General features: G+C 61.0%; 17 protein-coding genes. 6 read left to right on the top strand and 11 right to left on the bottom strand.

Features of this window, described 5'->3' with window-relative positions; genetic code table 11:
- Positions 1-4 precede the first annotated feature (4 nt).
- The 4 genes from KSS91_RS25340 to miaB all read right to left on the bottom strand — a co-directional run bounded on the left by KSS91_RS25340 (position 5) and on the right by miaB (position 3888).
- Entirely contained in the window at positions 5-844 is an 840-nt protein-coding gene (locus KSS91_RS25340; RefSeq protein ID WP_015096964.1) for a CorC family transporter, read from the bottom strand.
- 5 nt (positions 845-849) lie between these two features.
- Positions 850-1344: an rRNA maturation RNase YbeY gene (gene ybeY / locus KSS91_RS25335; protein WP_217838475.1), complete on the bottom strand. Its 495-nt coding sequence runs from the start codon at positions 1342-1344 to the stop codon at positions 850-852.
- Positions 1337-2344 (bottom strand): PhoH family protein, encoded by a 1008-nt coding sequence (locus tag KSS91_RS25330; RefSeq protein ID WP_015096962.1) that lies wholly within the window; start codon positions 2342-2344, stop codon positions 1337-1339. Before KSS91_RS25330 ends, ybeY begins: the two co-directional genes overlap by 8 nt.
- A gap of 215 nt (positions 2345-2559) precedes the next feature.
- Positions 2560-3888 carry a tRNA (N6-isopentenyl adenosine(37)-C2)-methylthiotransferase MiaB gene (gene miaB / locus KSS91_RS25325; RefSeq protein WP_217836452.1) on the bottom strand — a complete coding sequence of 443 codons (1329 nt, stop codon included), beginning with the start codon at positions 3886-3888 and terminating at the stop codon, positions 2560-2562.
- A gap of 135 nt (positions 3889-4023) precedes the next feature.
- On the opposite strand from miaB, the gene KSS91_RS25320 reads away from it, so the two are divergent.
- The gene (locus KSS91_RS25320; RefSeq protein WP_003185742.1) at positions 4024-4353 is read left to right on the top strand and encodes a DUF1820 family protein; all 330 of its coding nucleotides are present in this window, start codon (positions 4024-4026) and stop codon (positions 4351-4353) included.
- 128 nt (positions 4354-4481) lie between these two features.
- Here the strand turns inward: KSS91_RS25320 and KSS91_RS25315 are convergent, their stop codons facing one another.
- The 4 genes from KSS91_RS25315 to KSS91_RS25300 all read right to left on the bottom strand — a co-directional run bounded on the left by KSS91_RS25315 (position 4482) and on the right by KSS91_RS25300 (position 8007).
- Positions 4482-5036: a tetratricopeptide repeat protein gene (locus tag KSS91_RS25315; protein ID WP_095965710.1), complete on the bottom strand. Its 555-nt coding sequence runs from the start codon at positions 5034-5036 to the stop codon at positions 4482-4484.
- A 224-nt stretch (positions 5037-5260) separates the two neighbouring features.
- Positions 5261-6544: a glutamate-1-semialdehyde 2,1-aminomutase gene (gene hemL, locus KSS91_RS25310; RefSeq protein WP_217836451.1), complete on the bottom strand. Its 1284-nt coding sequence runs from the start codon at positions 6542-6544 to the stop codon at positions 5261-5263.
- A gap of 10 nt (positions 6545-6554) precedes the next feature.
- Complete coding sequence (gene thiE, locus KSS91_RS25305; RefSeq protein WP_217836450.1) at positions 6555-7178, bottom strand: thiamine phosphate synthase; 624 nt, start codon at positions 7176-7178, stop codon at positions 6555-6557.
- 31 nt (positions 7179-7209) lie between these two features.
- Positions 7210-8007 (bottom strand): hydroxymethylpyrimidine/phosphomethylpyrimidine kinase, encoded by a 798-nt coding sequence (locus KSS91_RS25300; RefSeq protein ID WP_008052407.1) that lies wholly within the window; start codon positions 8005-8007, stop codon positions 7210-7212.
- Between the two features lie 386 nt (positions 8008-8393).
- Between KSS91_RS25300 and KSS91_RS25295 the strand changes: the two genes are divergently transcribed.
- From KSS91_RS25295 to KSS91_RS25280, 4 genes are all read left to right on the top strand, one after another.
- Positions 8394-10778 carry a hybrid sensor histidine kinase/response regulator gene (locus KSS91_RS25295; protein WP_217836449.1) on the top strand — a complete coding sequence of 795 codons (2385 nt, stop codon included), beginning with the start codon at positions 8394-8396 and terminating at the stop codon, positions 10776-10778.
- A 74-nt stretch (positions 10779-10852) separates the two neighbouring features.
- Positions 10853-12502 (top strand): acyl-CoA dehydrogenase family protein, encoded by a 1650-nt coding sequence (locus KSS91_RS25290; protein ID WP_217836448.1) that lies wholly within the window; start codon positions 10853-10855, stop codon positions 12500-12502.
- Between the two features lie 186 nt (positions 12503-12688).
- Positions 12689-14188: an AMP nucleosidase gene (gene amn / locus KSS91_RS25285; RefSeq protein WP_217836447.1), complete on the top strand. Its 1500-nt coding sequence runs from the start codon at positions 12689-12691 to the stop codon at positions 14186-14188.
- Between the two features lie 71 nt (positions 14189-14259).
- Positions 14260-14898: a pseudouridine synthase gene (locus KSS91_RS25280; RefSeq protein WP_095965705.1), complete on the top strand. Its 639-nt coding sequence runs from the start codon at positions 14260-14262 to the stop codon at positions 14896-14898.
- Here KSS91_RS25280 and KSS91_RS25275 read toward each other — a convergent pair.
- Together KSS91_RS25275 and KSS91_RS25270 are read right to left on the bottom strand one after the other, a co-directional pair.
- Positions 14893-15102: a DUF2788 domain-containing protein gene (locus KSS91_RS25275; RefSeq protein WP_015096955.1), complete on the bottom strand. Its 210-nt coding sequence runs from the start codon at positions 15100-15102 to the stop codon at positions 14893-14895. The two genes, KSS91_RS25280 and KSS91_RS25275, sit on opposite strands and share 6 nt — an antisense overlap.
- 206 nt (positions 15103-15308) lie before the next feature.
- The gene (locus tag KSS91_RS25270; protein WP_007937367.1) at positions 15309-15788 is read right to left on the bottom strand and encodes an Lrp/AsnC family transcriptional regulator; all 480 of its coding nucleotides are present in this window, start codon (positions 15786-15788) and stop codon (positions 15309-15311) included.
- Positions 15789-16226: 438 nt separating this feature from the next.
- Here KSS91_RS25270 and KSS91_RS25265 point away from each other — a divergent pair, with 438 nt between their 5' ends.
- On the top strand, positions 16227-17288 hold the full coding sequence (locus KSS91_RS25265) for a DUF6515 family protein (RefSeq protein ID WP_217836446.1): 1062 nt from the start codon (positions 16227-16229) through the stop codon (positions 17286-17288).
- On the opposite strand, the gene KSS91_RS25260 is transcribed toward KSS91_RS25265, so the two are convergent.
- Positions 17282-18178: a cation diffusion facilitator family transporter gene (locus KSS91_RS25260; RefSeq protein ID WP_217836445.1), complete on the bottom strand. Its 897-nt coding sequence runs from the start codon at positions 18176-18178 to the stop codon at positions 17282-17284. The two genes, KSS91_RS25265 and KSS91_RS25260, sit on opposite strands and share 7 nt — an antisense overlap.
- Positions 18179-18219 lie beyond the last annotated feature (41 nt).

Genomic DNA, 18219 nt, shown 5'->3' with positions numbered 1-18219 from the left:
ATCCTTAGCGAGCAATGGGCGTCAGGCGAAGCAAGTGAATCCGACGGCTGTCGGCGTTCAGGATGCGGAAGCGGTATGTGCCGATTTCAGTGATTTCGTTACGTTTTGGCAGATGTCCGAACGCACTCATCACCAGACCGCCAACGGTGTCGAATTCATCGTCGGAGAACTCGCTGTCGAAAAACTCGTTGAAGTTCTCGATCGGCGTCAGGGCCTTGATCAGGAAATCACCGCTCGGCAGCGGCTTGATGTAGCTGTCTTCTTCGACATCGTGTTCGTCTTCGATGTCGCCGACGATTTGTTCCAGCACGTCTTCGATGGTGACCAGGCCTGCCACGCCACCGTACTCGTCGATAACGATGGCCATGTGGTTGTGGTTGGCGCGAAATTCGCGCAGCAGCACGTTAAGGCGCTTGGATTCCGGCACGAAGGTGGCTGGACGCAGCAGATCCTTGATGTTGAAGCTGTCGCCGTTCTCCTTGAGGATCAACGGCAGCAAGTCCTTGGCCAGCAGCACGCCCATCACGTCATCGTGACTTTCGCCGATGACCGGGTAGCGCGAGTGAGCCGAGTCGACCACGGCAGGCAGGAACTCGCGGGGTGTCTGGTTCGCCTTGATGCTGACCATTTGCGAGCGCGGGACCATGATGTCCCGCACCTGCAAGTCAGCCACCTGGATGGCGCCTTCGACGATGGCCAGCGCTTCGCTGTCCAACAGTTTGTTCTGGTGTGCATCGCGCAGCAGCTCCAAAAGCTCCTGGCGGTTTTTCGGCTCGTGGGCAAAAGCCTGGGTGAGCTTCCCCAGCCATGACTTCTGCCCGTTGCTCGATCGATCTTCGCTCATAGCGATTACTCTGAATCCTTTGTTGTTTCTGTGGGGGATAAATCGGTTTCGTCGTCCGCGTACGGATCGGGAAAGCCCAGTTCTGCAAGCAACGTTCGTTCCAGTGCTTCCATCTCCTCGGCTTCGTCGTCATCAATATGGTCGTAACCAAGCAGATGCAAGCAGCCGTGAATCACCAGATGTGCCCAATGGGCCTTGAGTTGCTTGCCTTGTTCGGCGGCTTCACGCTCGACCACGGCGACACAGATCACCAGATCGCCCAGCAGCGGGATGTCGAGGAACTCATCCGGCACATCGGCCGGAAATGACAAGACGTTAGTTGCGTAATCCTTTTGCCGCCAGGTGTGGTTCAGCTCGCGTCCTTCGGCTTCGTCGACCAGGCGAATGGTCATTTCCGAGTCGGCGCTGCGCTGGCGCAAAGCCAGTTCGCACCACTGGCGGAACTCGGTTTCGCTGGGGGCAGGGGCTTGGGTAGCGATTTGCAGGTCAAGCTCAAGCATCGCGGCGGCTATCCTTGGCGGCTGCATCATCGGCCGCACGGGTTTCGAAGCGCTCGTAGGCTTCAACGATGCGCTGTACCAGCGGATGGCGCACGACGTCCTTGGGCTGGAAATGGGTGAAGCTGATCCCCGGCACTTCCTTGAGCACTTCAATCACATGGTGCAGGCCGGACTTGGTGCCGCGTGGCAGGTCGACCTGGGTGATGTCCCCGGTGATGACGGCCGTGGAGCCAAAGCCGATCCGGGTCAGGAACATCTTCATTTGCTCGACCGTGGTGTTCTGGCTTTCGTCAAGAATGATGAAGCTGTTGTTCAGCGTGCGACCGCGCATGTAAGCCAGTGGCGCGACTTCGATCACCTGGCGCTCGATCAGCTTGGCAACGTATTCGAAGCCGAGCATTTCGTAGAGTGCGTCATAGAGCGGGCGCAGGTACGGGTCGATTTTCTGCGACAGATCGCCGGGCAGGAAACCGAGTTTTTCACCCGCTTCGACCGCTGGGCGCACCAGCAGGATGCGGCGAATCTGCTCGCGCTCCAGTGCATCCACCGCGCAGGCGACGGCCAGATAGGTCTTGCCGGTACCGGCCGGGCCAATGCCGAAGTTAATGTCGTTACCGAGGATTTCCTTCACGTAGCGCAACTGATTCAAGCCGCGGGGGCGAATCATGCCTTTCTTGGTGCGCAGCGCCACGGACGGTTCGGCGGGGGAGTGGTTGTCCAGCTGTTCTACGGCAGATTCCTGCAGGAACAGGTGCACCATGTCCGGCGACAGCTCGGTACCCTTGGTTTCCCGGTACAGGCGGCGCAGGAGGTTTTCCGCGGAGGTGGTGTGTTTGGGCTCGCCGATCAGCTCGAACTGGTTGCCGCGATTGCGGATCTCGATGGTCAGGCGTTGTTCGATCAAGCGCAAATGCTCGTCGAATTGCCCGCACAGATTGGCGAAGCGGCGAGCTTCAAAAGGCTCGAGGATGAAACGATGTGGTTCTATGGGTGCGTTCAAGGTCGTATTTAGCCGCCCTGGGGCAATTGAGATGAAATCAAGGATAACGCCAGTGGCGCGGGTACGAAAGCTCTTAAATGAGGCAACCCGATTCCCGCCTCTGGCGCTGTACCTGTGGGAGCGGGCTTGCTCGCGAAGACGGAGTGTCAGTCGACATTAATGGCGCTGACAGACCGCCTTCGCGAGCAAGTCCGCTCCCACAGGGATATTCGGTGTTATTGAATCAGCGAACCCCGCAGCGAGTGCGGTTGCGCGGCATCGATGTGCACGTCCGCGAACTGGCCGATCAGGGTCGGATTGTCGCAGCGGAAGTTGACGATACGGTTATTCTCGGTCCGGCCTTGCAGTTCGCCCGGGTCTTTTTTCGAGTAATCGGTCACCAGGATCCGCTGGATCGAACCGACCATTTGTCGGCTGATCTCGAAACCTTGCAGGTTCAGGCGATGCTGCAGGGCGTTCAGACGTTCTTTTTTCAGCTCTTCCGGCGTTTCATCGGCAAGGTCGGCGGCCGGTGTGCCCGGGCGTTGGCTATAGACGAACGAGTAGGAAAAGTCGAAACCGACGTCGGCAATCAGCTTCATGGTCTGTTCGAAGTCTTTCTCGGTCTCACCCGGGAAGCCGACGATGAAGTCCGAGCTGATGCAGATTCCCGGCACGGCGGCGCGCAGCTTGCGCAGTTTGGATTTGTATTCCAGCGCGGTGTGGTTGCGTTTCATCGCGGCGAGGATGCGGTCCGAGCCCGACTGCACTGGCAAGTGCAGGTGCTTGACCAGTTCCGGTACATCGGCGTGGGCCTGGATCAGGCTGTCGGAGAACTCCAGCGGATGCGACGTGGTGTAGCGGATGCGGTCGATGCCATCGACGGCGGCAACCACGCGGATCAGCTCGGCCAGATCCGCCAGGCGCCCGTCATGGGTGAGGCCGCGATAGCCGTTGACGTTTTGCCCCAGCAGTGTCACTTCGCGCACGCCGTTTTCGGCCAGGTGAATGATCTCGGCAATCACGTCGTCGAACGGCCGGCTGACTTCTTCGCCGCGGGTGTAGGGCACCACGCAGAACGTGCAGTACTTGCTGCAGCCTTCCATCACCGACACGTAAGCGCTCGGGCCGTCGATGCGCGGCTCGGGCAAATGGTCGAACTTTTCGATTTCGGGGAACGAGACGTCGACTTGCGGCAGCTTGCTGATGCGCGCGGCGTCGATCATTTCCGGCAGGCGGTGCAGGGTTTGCGGGCCGAACACCACGTCGACGTACGGCGCGCGATCGCGGATGGCCGCACCTTCCTGGCTGGCCACGCAACCGCCGACGGCGATCACCATGTCCGGGTTGGCCAGCTTCAGTTCGCGCCAGCGCCCGAGTTGGGAGTAGACGCGGTCCTGCGCACGTTCGCGGATCGAGCAGGTGTTGAGCAGGATGACGTCGGCGTCTTCAGCGCGCGCGGTGACTTCCAGGGCCTGGTGTTCGCCCAGCAGATCGACCATGCGCGAGCTGTCGTACTCGTTCATCTGGCAACCGTGGGTTTCGATGTAAAGCTTCTTGGCCATGGAAAGAGTCATCAAGTGATTCAAAGAACCGCGCATTATAGGGAACATGTCTCAAGGTTCCTACCGCTGTGCGTCCGGCGGCTATGCTATAGTTCGCGCCCTCTTTTTTATCCCTCGATGTGTTACCCGCCCACCATGACCAAACGTGAAGCTCCAATCTACAAGGTGATTTTCCTCAACCAGGGCCAGGTGTTCGAAATGTACGCCAAGCAGATCTATCAAAGTGATCTGTGGGGCTTTCTGGAAGTGGAAGAGTTCGTCTTTGGCGAGCGCACGCAAGTGGTCGTCGATCCGAGCGAAGAAAAGCTCAAGGCTCAGTTCGAGGGCGTGGTGCGCAGTTTTGTGCCGATGCATTCGATCGTGCGTATCGACGAAGTCGAGCGTCTGGGGACCCCGAAAATCAGCGAAGCCCGCGGCGCGGTCGGCAATGTCATGCCGTTTCCGATGCCGATGCCTGAGAAGTAAGCCTCAAGATCGAGTCGCCCCTTTCGCGAGCAAGCTCGCTCCCACATTTGACCGTATTTCCATGAGAAAACTCGGTTAACTGTGGGAGCGAGCTTGCTCGCGATGGGGCCAGTCAGATCAACGCAAAATCAGGGCAGCGGCGCGAAAGGCGTACGCCCATCGGCACTCTGCAGCTCCATAAGATATTTACGGAAAATTTGCCCGAGCACCTGGGTGGCGAGTTCGAGCTCTTCGCGGGGCATTTTTTCGGTGACTTCGTCAGCGGTGTCCAGTGCGTCTTCGGCGCCGTTGACCGCCGCCATCTTCAGCAGGATGTACGCCTGAACGTTATTGGCCGGTACGCCTTCGCCGTGGAAGAACATGGTACCGAGCTTGAATTGCGCCTGGGCGTGGCCTTGCAACGAGGCTTTTTCGAAATAGCTCAGGGCTTGATTGAGGTCGCGCGGTGCGTTTTTGCCTTCGTAGTAGAACTCACCCAACTCGTATTGCGCTTGCGCATCCCCTTCATCCGACGCTTTCTGGCAGGCGGCGATCGCCTGTTCCAGGTCTTGCGGCTGGGTATTGAGGGTGCAGCGACCCATCGCTGGGATCAACAACGAGTTGCCGCCTGCTTGTGCGTGCGCGAGCAGGGGCTGAAGAAGCAACAGGCAGCCCAGTGCAAGGGTGCGGCCGGTGCGGTTCATGGGAATCGACTTACCTCTGAAGGGCGCGCGGACCCATCGAGGGATCCAATAAGCGCGCATTATGAAATAAGCAGGGCCAACCTTACAAAGTCTTTACTCGTTTTTCTGCTGCGCGGGAAATATATCTCCCGTTTTGCGGAGGATTTTTGCTGGAAGTGCAGGAATGGAGGCGGGCGTGTAGGTGAAAGCTGACGCTGGCAATGGCCAACGTCAGCGCTACAGCGTTATTTCAAGGCAGCGAAGGCACGTTCGGCGGCGTCCAGGGTCAGTTTCAGTTCGGCTTCGCCGTGGGCGATCGACGTGAAACCGGCTTCGAAGGCACTCGGTGCCAGGTACACGCCACCTTCGAGCATCAGGTGGAAGAAGCGGCCGAACAGCGCGGCGTCACTGGCCATCACGTCATCGAAAGTGACGATGTCGTCGGCGCCACTGAAGTACAGGCCGAACATGCCGCCGGCTTGTGTGGTCACGAACGGAATGCCCGCCGCATCGGCGCGCTGTTGCAGACCGTCGAGCAGGCGAGTGGTGTAGTCGGTCAGTTCGGCGTGGAAGCTCGGACGGCTGATCAGGCGCAGGGTAGTCAGGCCGGCGGCCATCGCCAGCGGGTTGCCCGACAGCGTGCCGGCCTGGTAGACCGGACCCAGCGGGGCGATGCGCTGCATGATTTCACGCTTGCCGCCGAAGCAGCCGACCGGCATGCCGCCACCGATGATCTTGCCGAAGGTGGTCAGGTCCGGCGTCACGCCGTAGTACGCCTGGGCTCCGCCGAGGGCGACGCGGAAACCGGTCATCACTTCGTCGAAAATCAGCACCACGCCGTGCTTGTCGCACAGGGTCCGCAGGCCTTCGAGGAAACCCGGTGCCGGCGGCACGCAGTTCATGTTGCCGGCCACTGGCTCGACGATGATGCAAGCCACGTCCTGGCCGACTTCGGCGAGCATGGCTTCAACGGCGTCGATGTCGTTGAACGGCAGGGTCAGGGTATGTTTGGCGAACGCTGCCGGTACGCCGGCCGAACTCGGTACGCCCTGGGTCAGTGCGCCGGAACCGGCCTTGACCAGCAGGCTGTCGGAGTGACCGTGGTAGCAGCCTTCGAACTTGATGATGCTGTCGCGGCCGGTGAAGCCTCGGGCCAGGCGAATGGCGCTCATGGTCGCTTCGGTGCCGGAGCTGACCATGCGCACCATTTCCATCGACGGCACGAGGGAGCAGACCAGGTCGGCCATCTGCGTTTCCATCTCGGTCGGCGCGCCGTAGGACAGGCCGTGCTCCAGCTGCTTGCGCACCGCGTCCAGCACATCCGGGTGGCTGTGGCCGAGGATCATCGGGCCCCAGGAACCGACGTAATCCACATAGCGCTTGTCGTCTTCGTCGGTGACGTAGGCGCCTTCGGCGTGCTTGAAGAACAACGGCGTGCCGCCGACGCTCTTGAACGCGCGAACCGGCGAGTTCACGCCACCGGGAATGTGTTTCTGGGCATTGGCAAACAGCGTTTCGGAACGAGACATGATCGGGTTCTCAGATTTTAAGTAATTCGTTAAAGGCGCGGGCACGGCGGGTGACTTCAGCTGTGCTCTCGGCGCCGAACAGGCCATGCACCACGGCCAGCAGATCGACCCCATGGGCCACCAGCGGGGCGGCGTTGTCCAGGGTGATGCCGCCGATCGCGCAGATTGGCAGGTGCAGTTGCTTGCGGGCCTGGTCGAGCAGTTCGAGGCTGCAGGTCGGTGCGCCGGGCTTGGTGTTGGAATTGAAGAAGCGGCCGAAGGCAACATAACTGGCGCCCTCTTTGGCAGCCTGTTCGGCCAGTTCGAGTTGCGCGTGGCATGTCGAGCCGATGATGGCTTTGGAACCGAGCAGGGCGCGGGTCGGTGACAGCGGACCATCGGTCTGGCCCAGGTGCACGCCCACATTCAGGCGCGCGGCCAGTTCGGCATCATCGTTGATGATCAGATGGGTCTTGTAGCGTTCGCACAGCTCGCGCAAGGCTTCGGCCTCACGCAGGCGGCGGGCCTCGTCGCTGCTTTTGTCGCGGTACTGCAGCAAGGTGACGCCGCCTTCCAGCGCCGCCTCCACGTACTTGAGCAACTTACCATCCAGCAAATGGCTGTCGGTAATGGCGTACAGGCCACGTAATTTCATCGGACAAGTCTCACCGCATTACAAAAGGAAGTTACGAACAGAAATCCAGCGGCAGGCGGCGCGGCACAAACTGGCCTTTGCCCAGCTGCTCGGCGTCACGCAGGGTGCGCCATGTGTAGTTAAGCGCGGTCTGCACGGCGCTGGCGAGGTTTTCACCTTGGGCCAGACGACCGGCCAGCGCGCTGGCCAGGGTGCAACCGGAACCGTGATAACTGCCGGGCAGGCGCTGGCAGGTATAGGTTTCGCGCAGGCCGTCGCGACTGTACAGGCGATTGTGGATTTCGGTTTCGTCGCCATGGCCGCCGGTGATCAGCAGGTGTTTGACAAACGGCAAGAGTTTTTCAGCGCACTCGTCCGCGGTGCCTTCGGGCAGTTCGGCGAGGATCCGGGCTTCGGGAAGGTTGGGGGTGGCAATGATCGACAAGGGCAGCAGGCGTTCGCGCATGGCGTAGCCGACTTCGTCCTTGCCCAGGCGTCCGCCACCGCCGGCGCGCAGCACCGGGTCGCAGACCACTGGCAAATGCGGGTGCGCCGATAGCAGTTCGACCACGGTGTCGACCATTTCCAGGGAGCCGAGCATGCCCAGTTTGACCGCCGCGACTTCGGAATCGTTGAGCACGGCATTGGCCTGGGCCAGTACCCACTCACGGTCGAGGACGCGGAAGTCAGTGACATTGACGGTGTCTTGCACGGTCAGGGCGGTGACGGCCGGAGCCGCATGGCATCCCTGGGCGAGCAGGGCTTCGATATCTGCCTGCAAGCCGGCGCCACCACTTGGGTCGTGGCCGGAGAGACAGAGGACAACGGGGCGAGAGCTGTAGATATTCATGGTGCGCGAGCTTACCACCAAACATTCTTTTTCGGGTGCAGCGACACTCCATTGTGGCGAGGGAGCTTGTCGGATCGCCGCACCGTCCCGCTGGGCGCGAAGCGGCCCCAAAAAACCTTCATGTTCATTGCGTCGACTGGTTTTACGACTGCTTCGCAGCCGAGCGGGAGCAAGCTCCCTCGCCACAGTCGTCTTCGTGCCACTGTTTGTGTTGCTGAAACGCCCGTCCTAGAGCCTTTTCATGAAAAATTTCAATGGTGTTTAATGGCCATCAACGGCTATGCTAGAGTGGATCCAAACCAATAACAGGTGATACCGGTTTTACGTCTGCTCAAAAGGAATGGGGGGCTTCCTGACAGAACCGGACAGGCCACGCTGGGGCTTCAATGCGCTATTTGCTGATGTTGCTGTTGTGTTTGCCCCTCCTGGCAAACGCCGTCGAGTTCGATGAGTTCACTCAGAGCCTCCCCTTGGGCCGAACCCTGCAGGTCTATGAGGACGCGGGTGGTCAGGCAACCATCGCGGATATCCGCGCGCAAGCGGCGGCCGGCAACTTCAAGGCGCACAACAAAGACACGCTCAACGCCGGGTACTCGCGCTCGGTGTTCTGGCTGAAAATCGACCTGCATTACCGCCCGACCGATCCGGCGGTGCAACGGACCTGGCTGCTGGAACTGGCCTATCCACCCCTCGATCATCTCGATCTCTATTTGCCCGATGCGGCCGGCAACTATCAGTTGGTCAGGCAGACCGGCGATGCCTTGCCCTTCGCCAGTCGCGAGATTCGTCAGAACAACTATCTGTTCGACCTGACGTTCAAACCTGAACAGGCCGAAACCCTATTCCTGCGATTGCAAAGCGAAGGCTCGATTCAGGCACCGGTAACCTTGTGGTCGAGCACCGCCTACCTCGAAGAGCAGCCTGTGCGCCTCTACGTACTGGGGCTGATCTACGGCGTGTTGCTGGGGATGCTGGTCTACAACCTGTTCATCTACCTCAGCGTGCGCGACACCAGTTACCTCTACTACATCTTCTATATCGCTTCGTTCGGCTTGTATCAGCTGTCGGTCAATGGCGCGGCGGTGCAGTATTTCTGGCCGGACAACCCTTGGTGGGCCAACGCCGCGACGCCGTTTTTCATCGGCTGCGCGGGCCTGTTCGGCAGTCAGTTCGCCCGCAGTTTCCTGCAAATGGCTATCCACAGTCGCTGGCTCGATCGCTTGTTGCTGGCGCTGGTCGCCTTCGGTGCGCTGGTGGTTGGCCTGTCATTGATGACCAGCTACGCCCTGGCCTTGCGCCTGGCCACGGCCCTGGCGCTGACGTTCACGGTGGTGATTTTTGCTGCCGGGATCTTTGCCTGGCTGCGGGGCCTGCGCGTCGCGCGGTATTTCATCATTGCCTGGTCGGCGTTTTTGCTCGGCGGCATCGTCAATACGTTGATGGTGCTTGGATACCTGCCTAATGTGTTCCTGACCATGTATTCCAGCCAGATCGGCTCGGCCATCGAAGTGGCGTTGTTGTCCCTGGCACTGGCCGACCGCATTAACGACATGCGCGAGCAGCAGGCGCAAACGCTATTCGACGCCGGCCAGAAGCTTGAAATCCTCAACCAGCAACTGGCTCGCAGTAACAAGCTCAAGGACGAATTCCTGGCCACCCTGACCCACGAACTTCGTACGCCCATGAACGGTGTGATCGGTTCACTGGAACTGATGCAGACGGTCGAAATGAACCCGGAGCTTGAGCAGTATCAGCAGACGGCTTCGGGGTCGGCGCGGGACATGATGCGCATGGTCAACGGTATCCTGACCCTCACCGAACTGCAGGCCGGCAAGCTTCAGGCCTCGACCGACACCTTCAGCTTGCGCAGCATGGTCGAGGCACTGCGCACGCAGTTCGAGGGCAACGCTTCGAGCAAGTCGCTGGACTTCAAGGTCGACGTCGCATCCGGTGTACCGGATCGCGTGCACGGCGACAACACCAAGATTGCGCAATGCCTGGAGTGTCTGCTGGACAACGCCATCAAGTTCACCCGGGTCGGCGGCCTGGCCTTGCGGGTGACCGGCAATGCCACTGGGACCGACCGGCTGGCGTTGACCTTTGCGGTGATCGACACGGGCATTGGCTTCACCGATCTGGGAGAGGCCACGATGTATCAACGGTTCTTTCAGGTCGATGGCTCTATGACCCGTGAATACGGTGGCCTGGGTGTTGGTCTGGCGATTTGCCGGCAGTTGGTCGAATTGCTCGGTGGACGCCTGACGCATCGTTCCGAGCCAGGACGCGGCAGCCGGTTTCAGCTGGACGTGGAAGTCGGGCTGCCGGTGTCCGAACGCCCGCTGGCGCCGTTGAAGTCCCGGGATTTTCCGCACCTGCGCTTGCCTCAGGATTGTGCCGTGTTGTTGGTGGATGACAACAGCATCAGCCAGTTGGTGATGCGCGGCATGTTGCTCAAGCTGGGTTTCCGCGTGCGTACGGCCGACGGAGCCGATGTCGCGCTCGATCTCCTGCAGCGCGAAGTGTTTGATGCGGTGCTGGTCGATTGCCAGTTGCCGCGCCAGGACGGTGAGTCGCTGTGCTGCCGGATCCGCGCGCTGCCGGGCTATGCCGAGCTACCGTTGTTCATGATCGCCCTGGGGGGTGACCGTGAACGCTGCCCGACCGGTGCGTTGATTGATTACTTGAGCAAGCCGGTGAAATTCGAAGACTTGCAGGCCGCACTCTACCGCCGGGTGCTCTGCTCGCAACAGGGCGAAAGCGCCGACAGTTAGGCGGATATGACACTTTGTTCGGTTGAGGGGCGGTGCTTAACTGAAGTCCCTTGGCCGACCAAAGGAGCCCAGTCATGAACCTGCATCAGTTTGCCGAAACCCACGAAGTCACCAACCAGCCACCGTCCCTGGACGGCGCTAACCTCTACCGCATCGACTTGCCGTTGCAGGAATGGTCGCGGCGGTTCGGGGCCGGTTGGGCCGAATCGCGGATCGACGCTTACGGGGCGCTGGCCGGTGGTCCGTTGATGGAAGCCGGGTTCCTCGCCAATCAGAACAAGCCGGTGTTCAACAGTCATGACCGCTTTGGTCATCGCATCGATCTGGTGGAATTTCATCCGGCCTATCACCAACTGATGCGCACGGCAGTCGAGCACGGCCTGACCTCGTTGCCCTGGGCGCACCCGCAGGACGGCGCTCATGTGGCCCGCGCTTGTATGTCGTATCTGCATAGCCAGGCCGAAGCCGGCAGTGGCTGTCCGTTGACCATGACCTTCGCCAGCGTTCCGGCCATGCGCCTGCAGCCGGACCTGGCGCAAAAGTGGTTGCCGAAAATCCTCGCCACCGAATACGACCCGCGCAACGTCGGCATGGCCCACAAGGCCGGGGTCACCATCGGCATGGCCATGACCGAGAAGCAGGGCGGCACCGATGTGCGGGCCAATACCACCAAGGCTTATCCGGTCGGAGCCAGCGGTCCGGGCCAGGCCTATGAGTTGGTGGGGCACAAGTGGTTTTGCTCGGCGCCGATGTGCGACGCCTTCCTGACACTGGCGCAGACCGACAAGGGCCTGACCTGTTTCCTGCTGCCACGCCATCGCCCGGACGACACACGCAATCAGTTCTACATCCAGCGCCTGAAGAACAAGCTCGGCAATTGCTCCAACGCTTCCAGCGAAGTGGAGTTCCGCGGCGCACTGGCGTGGATGATCGGTGAAGAGGGGCGTGGTGTTCCAACGATCATCGAGATGGTCGCCATGACCCGCTTCGATTGCATGGTCGGTTCCAGTTCGCTGATGCGTCAGGCGTTGACCCAGGCCAGCCATCATTGCGCTCATCGTTCGGTCGGCGGCAAATTGCTCAGCGAACAGCCGTTGATGCAGAACGTGCTGGCGGACCTGGCGCTGGAAAGCGAAGCCGCCCTGGCCTTGAGCCTGCGCATGGGCCGGGCACTGGATCATCTGGACGATTCGCAGGAAGCCGGGTTCGCCCGGCTGGTAACGGCGGTGGGCAAGTACTGGATCTGCAAGCGGGCGCCGGCCATGATCAACGAAGCCGCCGAATGCATGGGCGGCGCGGGTTATGTCGAAGACAGCATTCTGCCGCGGCTTTACCGCGAGGCGCCGGTAAATTCGACGTGGGAGGGTTCCGGCAACGTGCAGTGTCTGGACGTGCTGCGTGCCCTGTCAAAGGAACCGGGCGTGCTCGATGCACTGTTCAGCGAGCTGGGCGATGGCCATGGCGACAAGCGCCTTGCCGCGCACATCCAGCAATTGCAGGCAGCCTTCAAGGACACCAGCGACATTCAGTATCGCGCCCGGCAACTGACGGAAGACATCGCCTTGGGGTTGCAGGCCAAGTTGCTGCTGGAAGCCGGGAATTCGGTGGTCAGTGATGCCTTCATCGCCAGTCGCCTGGACGGTGGCGGCCGGGTGTACGGCGCGTTGCCACGCGGGCTGGACGTGGAAGCGATTGTTGCCCGTTCGACCCCGCAGGGTTTCTGATCCCAGGTGCAAGGTCACCACTGGCCAATGTGGGAGCGGGCTTGCTCGCGAATGCGGTTTCACATTCAACCTTGATGTGACTGACAGACCGCTTTCGCGAGCAAGCCCGCTCCCACATTTGATCTGCGGTGCGCCCCGGGGTTTGTGTAGCAATCACTGTTCCCGTGAAGCGACGATGCAGGCAAGATGAAGGTCTGCAAGTCAGAACACAGGATGCTGATCGTGACCGAAGCTTTTATTGTCGTTCAAACCGCCGAGCAAGCCGTGGATCGGCTTGCACTCTTGCACAATCGTGCAACCACCGCGCTGAGTCAGGCGCTCAAGCGTTACCTCAAGGACCGCGTCGAGCCTGATGCCGAGCAGCGGGCGTTGTTCCGGTATCCCGAGCTGCGCCTGACCTACCACTGCCAGGGCGAAGTCCCGCAGACCACGCGTGCCTATGCCAAGGTCCAACTGCCGGGCACCTACAGTGTCACCGTCACCCATCCGTCGGCTTTCCGTAAGTACCTGCTGGAACAACTGGTTCCGTTGATGCACGACTTCACCGTGACGGTGGAAGTCGGTGTCAGCCAGCAGAACATCCCGTATCCGTATGTGGTCGAGCAGGGCGATGAATTGGGAGGTTCCGGCGTCACCGCAGCCGTGCTGGCGCGGGTGTTCCCGAGTACCGACCTGTCGGCCGCGACCGACGGCATTGCCGACGGTTTGTACGACTGGGAAAACACCGATCCGCTGCCCCTGGCGCTGTTCGATGCCGCACGGGTGGATTTCTCCCTGCGCCGACTGGTGCATTACACCGGCAGCGACTGGCGCCATGTGCAGCCGTGGATTCTGCTGACCAACTACCACCGCTATGTCGACCAGTTCATTGTCCACGGCCTGGAACAATTGCGCCAAGACCCGCGCTTCGTGCGCATGGTGCTGCCGGGTAACGTGATCATCGAAAAGAGCATGGATCACGGCGAAGCGTCGGCGATTGCCGCCGGCGTGGTCTGGCACCGTTACCAGATGCCGGCCTATCACCTGATCGCCAGTGACGGCCACGGCGTGACCCTGGTCAACATCGGTGTCGGCCCGTCCAACGCCAAGAACATCACCGACCACCTCGCCGTTCTGCGTCCGCATTGCTGGCTGATGATCGGCCACTGCGGCGGCCTGCGTCAGTCGCAGACGATTGGCGACTACGTGCTGGCCCACGCCTACATGCGCCGCGACGGCATTCTCGACCGGGTCGTGCCGCCGAACATTCCGATTCCGGCCCTGGCCGAAGTGCAGATGGCGCTTCAGCAGGCGGCGGCCAACATCACCGGCGAGAAGGGCGACGAACTGAAAAAACGCCTGCGCACCGGCACCGTGCTGACCTACGACGACCGTAACTGGGAGCTGCGCTGGGCGCAAGAAAGGCCGCTGATCAACCTGTCCCGCGCCGTGGCGGTGGACATGGAAAGTGGCACCATCGCCGCCCAGGGTTATCGTTTGCGGGTGCCGTACGGCACGTTGCTCTGCGTCTCGGACAAACCGCTGCACAGCGAAATCAAGTTGCCGGGCTCGGCCAACGCCTTCTATGAGCGCGCGGTCAGCCAGCACTTGAAGATCGGTATCGAGGCGGTGGATCTGTTGCGCACCGAACTCAACTCACTGCACTCGCGCAAACTTCGCAGCTTCGACGAGCCGCCGTTCCGCTAACGGTTGTCATGGTCATTTGACGGTTGGGGCACTAGCATTGGCAGCCCTGACCGTTAGATGTTTCCTTTCTCATGTCTCGTCCTCCTCAACGCCCCGTTTCCCGCCGCCCAGGCACGAAACCATCGCCTGCAGCCCCGCGCCGTGTCGCCAAGGCACCACCGGCCGAGCCGAAGCTGATCCTGTTCAACAAACCCTTCGATGTGCTGACGCAGTTCAGCGACGGCGAAGGGCGCGCGACGCTCAAGGACTACATCGATGTACCGGGGATCTATCCGGCCGGACGGCTGGATCGCGACAGCGAAGGCTTGTTGCTGCTGACCAACGACGGTCAGCTTCAGGCGCGAATTGCCGACCCGAAGCACAAGCTGGCAAAAACCTATTGGGTGCAGGTCGAAGGCGAGCCGAGCGCCGAGCAATTGCAGCGCCTGCGTGACGGCGTCGAATTGAATGACGGCATGACCTTGCCCGCCGAGGCGCGACAACTGGACGAGCCCGAGCTATGGCCGCGCAATCCACCGGTGCGCTTTCGCAAAAGCGTGCCGACCAGCTGGCTGGAGTTGGTGATTCGCGAAGGGCGCAATCGGCAGGTGCGGCGCATGACCGCTGCGGTCGGTTTGCCGACCTTGCGCCTGGTGCGGGTCAGAATCGGTGACTGGACGATCGAAGGGCTCGATCAGGGGCAGTGGAAAGAAGTACCGGCGCGCTTATAAGGTGCCGGATTCGATCAAGCCGATCACCACGCTCTTGATGATGAACGCGGCCACGCCCAGGCCCAGCACGAAGAACAGGATGAACGAGCCAAAGCGTCCGGCCTTGGACTTCTTCGCCAGATCCCAGACGATGAAACCCATGAAAATGATCAGGATCGTGACCAGACCGGTCATCATCCACTCTTCAAAAACTGCAGGATCCATCGAACATCTCCAGCGCGGGCGAGGCTAAAAGGGCGCGGGGAGTATACGCCTCGCTGGCTGCGTGCAGTATTGACCTGCGTCGGTGTGTCGCAGTCATTCGTCGCCTGTGCCGGCCTCTTCGCGAGCAAGCCCGCTCCCACATTTAACCGAGTTCTACCATGAGAATGCGGTCGATTGTGGGAGCGGGCTTGCTCGCGAAGGCGTCATCAGCTACGCAGATGAGTCAGAGGCAGTTCGGTGCTGTTCAAAACCTGGTTCAGCACAAAACTCGAACGCACGCTGGTCACGCCTTCAATCCGGGTCAGATGCCCGAGCAGCAGTTTCTGGTAGTGATCCATGTCCGGCACCACGACCTTGAGTTGATAGTCGGCATCCATCCCGGTCACCAGGCTGCATTCGAGCACTTGGGGCAAGGTGCGAATGGCCGCTTCGAAGTTCTCGAAACGCTCCGGCGTATGGCGGTCCATACCGATCAGCACGTAGGCCGTCAGGCTCAGGCCGAGCATCTTGCGGTCGAGAAGGGCGACCTGACGGGAAATGTAGCCGTCGTCTTCCAGTTGCTTGACCCGCCGCGAGCACGGCGAAGGCGACAGACCGATGCGCTCGGCCAACTCCTGGTTGGAGATGCGTGCGTCGCGCTGCAATTCCGCCAAAATACTCAGGTCGTAACGATCGAGCTTGCTCATCAATCAGTCCTTTGTCGTAACTATTGCGGCAGATTATGTATCTTGGGTTAAAAATTGCGCAAGTGATGTTTAATCAAGCAATCTTCGCAATCCTCTGTCGGCGCTCACGGCCTATTCTTATCACCAGAATCACTGCTCGGACAAACAGTCCAGTGCGGCTCGCCCAATCAGGCCCGCCGCGGTCGCCACCCCCACCGGGGATGTGCCGGCCCCCGAGCTACACACTGTCCAGAAGACGGCGTGAGGTGAGCCGGCGCCACAAGCGTTGAGCCAGGACGAAGTTCTCCAAGGGGAGGCCGACGGGTCTCCCCTTTTTCTTGCGTGGAATTTGACCCTCCTGGCCTCAATAAATAAGTTGCGCGACTGATAACCTGTCGCAGAACCGGCCACTGCTTTCCCAGTCTTACGTACAGGCCTTGACCCGCAATGAGGATAAGCATGAAATCGCGCATCTGGCGTTTGGCCGGTGTTGGTTTGCTGTGTGTCAGTGTCACTGCGCAAACGCTGGCCGATGATCAGCAAAACCGTGGCCATGATGGCGGGCAACACGGCCAGGATGGGCATCAGGGTGGTAACCAGGGGGGGAGTCAGGGCCGTGGTGGCAACAACCAGCCACGCCCGCAGAACGGCCCGCCACAGAACCCGCCGCGTGCGCAGAACAACGACAATCGCCAGTACGAGCACAACGGCCAGAATCAACATCAGAACAATAGCCAGAGGCAGCCCCGTCCAGCGCCGGATTTCAACAGCCCGGTTCGCTCACCGCCACCACCGCCGCAGGCACCGGCCACTGACATGCCGATCCAGCCCCGCCCCGACACCGTGCGCCAGACCCAGCCGCCGCGGCGCGGTGACTATCAGGATCAGCCGCATCGCAACGATTACAATCAGCGCTGGAAGGGCTATATCGGTGCGCCGACCAATGACAATCACTGGGACGGACGCCCGAGTGGACGCAGTTACGGCTGGGGGCCAGGTCCCAGGTATCGCCCCGGCCAGGTGATCGATCGCTTCCCCGAGCGTAACTTGCGCGTGCCTTACCGTGGCATGGATTACTACTATTCCGGTGGCTACTGGTATCGCCCGCTGGGCCCGCGTTATGAGGTGGTAGCGCCGCCACGCGGGATTCGCGTCAACTACCTTCCTGATTACGCCGAGCAGATATGGATCGGCGGGGCGCTGCTGTTCCTCGCGGCCGGTTCGTATTACGCCTATCAGGAGAGCACCCGGGATTACGTCGTGGTCGAGCCGCCGATTGGCCAACCGCAGTCGCCACCACCGGCCGCCAGCAATGGTTATGACGTGGAGGCGTACCCGGCCAACGGCCAGTCGCCGGAGCAGGTCAGTCGCGATGGCTACGAGTGTTATCAGTACGCGGTGCAGCAGAGTGGTTTCGATCCACGCACCGCCACTTACCAGCCAGACCCGTCGGTGGTGCAAGCCTACCGACAGGCCCAGGGCAATTGCCTGAGCAGTCGTGGTTATCAGGTCAACTACTGAACCCGAGCGGTTTTCACCACTTCCTGCGGGTCGGCGTGCACCAGCACTTCGGCTCGCGGGTAGGCGTCGTGAATGGCCGCGGCAGCCTGATCGCTGATGCCGTGGGCCACTGACAGCGTCAGCTCCCCCGGCAGCTCCAGATGCAACTGCACAAACCACTGGTTGCCGGAGATCCGCGTGCGCAGGTCATGGGCACCCAGCACGCCGGGCACGCTGCACGCCAATTCCAGCATGTGCTGGCTGACCTCCGGCGGCAGTTCTTCATCCATCAACACCGCAAAGCTCTCCCGGGCGATCTGCACTGCGCTCCATAGAATGTAGGCGGCGATTCCCAGACCGAACCAGGGGTCGACCTGATGCAGGCCATACCCGGCCAGCACCAGCGCGATCAGAATGCTGCCGTTGAGCAGCAGGTCCGAGCGGTAGTGCAGGGAGTCGGCGCGTACCGCGTTGGAGCCGGTGGCCTTGACCACCCTATGTTGAAACATCAACAACGCCAGGGTCAGTACGAGGGAGAACACAATCACGCCGATACTGATCCACGGCGCGCCGACCGGTTCGGGATGTTTGAGCCGATCATAGGCCTGCAACGCAATCAGTACCGCACTGCCGCCAATGAACAACGCCTGGGCCATGCCCGCCAATGACTCGGCCTTGCCGTGCCCGTAGCGATGATCATTGTCGGCGGGGCGCAGGGCGTAATGCACCGCCAACAGGTTGAGCAATGAGGTGACGCCGTCGAGTGTCGAGTCGGTGAGCCCGGCGAGCATGCTCACCGAGCCGCTCAGCCACCAGGCGATGGCTTTGGCGATGATCAACATGCATGCCACCGCCACCGAGGCACGGGTCGCCAGCCGCAGCAGGCGGGCGTGTTCGGAGCTGGAGGTCATAGTGGCCATCGTTCCTTGAAGAGTCCTTTCGCGTGTAGGGG

Source organism: Pseudomonas azerbaijanorientalis (assembly GCF_019139795.1).
In the GTDB taxonomy this organism is placed as follows: domain Bacteria; phylum Pseudomonadota; class Gammaproteobacteria; order Pseudomonadales; family Pseudomonadaceae; genus Aquipseudomonas; species Aquipseudomonas laurylsulfatiphila.
The sequence above is the reverse complement of the archived record's forward strand: the minus strand, read 5'-3'. Positions and strand labels throughout refer to the sequence as shown.

Bases quoted from the DNA above. Each gene is read 5' to 3' on its own strand.
- KSS91_RS25320 (WP_003185742.1), top strand. From the start codon at position 4,024: ATGACCAAACGTGAAGCTCCAATCTACAAGGTGATTTTCCTCAACCAG.
- KSS91_RS25265 (WP_217836446.1), top strand. From the start codon at position 16,227: ATGAAATCGCGCATCTGGCGTTTGGCCGGTGTTGGTTTGCTGTGTGTC.
- amn (WP_217836447.1), top strand. From the start codon at position 12,689: ATGAAGGTCTGCAAGTCAGAACACAGGATGCTGATCGTGACCGAAGCT.
- KSS91_RS25270 (WP_007937367.1), bottom strand. From the start codon at position 15,788: ATGAGCAAGCTCGATCGTTACGACCTGAGTATTTTGGCGGAATTGCAG.
- KSS91_RS25315 (WP_095965710.1), bottom strand. From the start codon at position 5,036: ATGAACCGCACCGGCCGCACCCTTGCACTGGGCTGCCTGTTGCTTCTT.
- KSS91_RS25300 (WP_008052407.1), bottom strand. From the start codon at position 8,007: ATGAATATCTACAGCTCTCGCCCCGTTGTCCTCTGTCTCTCCGGCCAC.
- KSS91_RS25260 (WP_217836445.1), bottom strand. From the start codon at position 18,178: ATGACCTCCAGCTCCGAACACGCCCGCCTGCTGCGGCTGGCGACCCGT.
- hemL (WP_217836451.1), bottom strand. From the start codon at position 6,544: ATGTCTCGTTCCGAAACGCTGTTTGCCAATGCCCAGAAACACATTCCC.
- thiE (WP_217836450.1), bottom strand. From the start codon at position 7,178: ATGAAATTACGTGGCCTGTACGCCATTACCGACAGCCATTTGCTGGAT.
- KSS91_RS25295 (WP_217836449.1), top strand. From the start codon at position 8,394: ATGCGCTATTTGCTGATGTTGCTGTTGTGTTTGCCCCTCCTGGCAAAC.
- ybeY (WP_217838475.1), bottom strand. From the start codon at position 1,344: ATGCTTGAGCTTGACCTGCAAATCGCTACCCAAGCCCCTGCCCCCAGC.
- KSS91_RS25290 (WP_217836448.1), top strand. From the start codon at position 10,853: ATGAACCTGCATCAGTTTGCCGAAACCCACGAAGTCACCAACCAGCCA.
- miaB (WP_217836452.1), bottom strand. From the start codon at position 3,888: ATGGCCAAGAAGCTTTACATCGAAACCCACGGTTGCCAGATGAACGAG.
- KSS91_RS25275 (WP_015096955.1), bottom strand. From the start codon at position 15,102: ATGGATCCTGCAGTTTTTGAAGAGTGGATGATGACCGGTCTGGTCACG.
- KSS91_RS25280 (WP_095965705.1), top strand. From the start codon at position 14,260: ATGTCTCGTCCTCCTCAACGCCCCGTTTCCCGCCGCCCAGGCACGAAA.
- KSS91_RS25340 (WP_015096964.1), bottom strand. From the start codon at position 844: ATGAGCGAAGATCGATCGAGCAACGGGCAGAAGTCATGGCTGGGGAAG.